Source organism: Halorhodospira abdelmalekii (genome assembly GCF_016583625.1).
Lineage (GTDB): Bacteria > Pseudomonadota > Gammaproteobacteria > Nitrococcales > Halorhodospiraceae > Halorhodospira > Halorhodospira abdelmalekii.
Window position 1 is genome coordinate 1 of record NZ_NRRN01000108.1, and the last position, 2,335, is coordinate 2,335.

2 protein-coding genes are annotated in these 2,335 nt (G+C 59.6%); both read left to right on the forward strand.

Annotated elements, in window-relative coordinates:
- Positions 1–225: 225 nt before the first annotated feature.
- Positions 226–1,878 (forward strand): TonB-dependent receptor plug domain-containing protein, encoded by a 1,653-nt coding sequence (locus CKO15_RS13540; protein WP_200197323.1) that lies wholly within the window; start codon positions 226–228, stop codon positions 1,876–1,878.
- Between the two features lie 129 nt (positions 1,879–2,007).
- The coding region (locus CKO15_RS13545) for a hypothetical protein (RefSeq protein ID WP_200197325.1) at positions 2,008–2,335 on the forward strand (328 nt) is incomplete at its 3' end.

The window sequence follows — 2,335 nt, forward strand, 5'->3', positions numbered from 1 at the left end:
CACCACACGAAAATAAGCCCGTTTTGGCCCAAAATCGGAAAATTGACGTCCAGCACCTGAACAAAAATCAATCGATGCTGTAATCTTCGGCTTTCCACGCCGAAAGCCCGATTACTTCAGCGTTTCCCTAAGCGTCCGGAGCCGGGTCTGCAAGGGAGCGTTGATCTGCAGGTCGGTGCCCGGACCGCAGATGGCGAGGCGCAGCGCTACGATGCTGCGCTTAGTTTGCTTGGCGGCACCACGGAGACGCAGTTTACGCTGTTTGGCCAAATCAATAGCCGTGATGCCTACACCCGCACAGAGCGAGCGGAGGTGCGCGTTCCTGCTGGCGGTGGCGGTGGCGGTGGTGGCAGCAGCGGCAGCGGTAGCGGTAGCGGTAGCGGTGGTGGCAGTGGCGGCGGCGGCCGTGTTGCGCCTTCGGAGGGCCTCGATTGGGCGACGAACGGCAATCCGGTTGCCCTCCAGAACACCTATGCTATTGATGAGTATCGTCGTGACGAGGCCGACGTCTACACCCTCGGAGGTTCGCTGGAGCATTGGTTTAGCGATCTACTCAGTGTCCAAGTCGCCGCCAACTACATGAAGGAGGAGCGTCAGCGCGACTATATCAACAGCGGGAGAAGCAACACCGCGAGTTCGACCAATGATGGCGGCCATCGTCCGGCCTTCAATATTCCGGTGAGCTGGATTGATGATAATCAGCGTTGGGAATTGGCGGCAGGTGTCGACTGGCAAGCGACCGATACACTCGCTGTAAGCTACAGTAGCCACTACAGCCGCTACGAAAAAGATCGCCGCGTACCGGCAATCTACTATCGCGATCTAGGTTTTGCGGCTCGCAGCGACAGTGATTTTCAGGGGCGCGATATCACGCTGACGGAGTGGACGCACGAGTTGCTGAATACCTGGATGCCGGCCAGTGGGCACACCGTTCAGGTCGGCTTCGAGCACCGTGACCACGACTACCGAGACCATGTGGCCGGGCAAGAGGGCAGTTCGCGTTGGCAGGCTGGGCTCTTCGCTCAGCACGAGTGGCAGGTTACGCAGCAATTCGATCTGATTTACGGCGCGCGCTACGATGACGCTTCGATCGGTACTGATAACACCTCGATCGAGGGCGGCGTTGTCTACGCCCTGACACCGCAAGCCAGTCTGCGTGCCAACTACGCTCAGGGGTTCAAATATCCTGAGCCGCGTTCGCTGACGGCCGATACCCAATCGCCGCGCGGCGACTGGATGTTGGGAGCCGATGTCGTCCGTCCAGGAATCAAAGAGGAGCGGCACGCTCTGCAGCCGGAGCAGAGTGAGAATTTCGAAGTCGGGATCAGGGGCTGGGTCAATACGCCGCAGGCCATGCAGCTGCGCTACGATGTAAGCGCCTTTTTCAGCGAGATCGACGAGCGCATTGAGCGGGTGCAGGAGACGCCGGAATATCGGACTTTCCGCAATATCGGCACCTCTCGCACCCGCGGTGTAGAGGCGGCGCTGGAGACCGACTGGTCGCCGCGCTTCGGTACCGATTTGACGGCTACTTGGCTGGAAGAGGCCACTTGGCGGCGGGTCACTCAGGAGGACTACGAATACTTACCCTTCGCACCGGAGTTTGCAGCCATCGTTACTTTGCGCTGGCAGCCGCAGCAGAGCCTCCACTTGCAGGGGCGAGCCCGCTATGTGGGTGAGCACTACACCGCGCCTAATGATAACGAGCAAGACGAGCGCTACACCGTCATTGATGTCAACGCCAATTACCGCCCACCGCAGTGGCCCGCGACCCGCTTCTACGCCGCGCTCGACAACGTATTGGATACCGGCAATGAGACCTCCCTCTATGCAGATCCAGGACGCTTTGCGCGGCTGGGGATGGAGTACCAGTTCTGAACTGGGTCCTTTACGGGACGGAGCCTCTCGGCCCAGCGGGTGGAAGGCCCGCATCTATTGCGACGGTTGCACAACCGTAGCCGCAATTCCTCCCGCGATTGAAATCGCAGGTTTCCTTGTGGAGGTTCCATGAAAGACGACATAGGACATGACAAAGAGCGGCTTTTGCAGCGCGACTCGACCCGGACGTTGGCGGTTGTGTCGCGACGGCAGGCCGTAAAAGCGTGGATAAGTCTCATCGCGGGCGGAGTGATCGTCCTTTTCGGTGTCGGTCTCCCCCTCATTAGCAGTGCCGACTCGCGCATTGAGATCGCGATTTCTCAGGCCGACCGCGATCACTGTGCGAGTCGGATGCGTGAGTATATGGAGATCGTCAACGAAATCCTGTGGGCGACGCTCGAAGAGGATATGGAGGGCGTCGCCGAGGCTGCGATTCTTGGCGTACCCCGTCGTTATC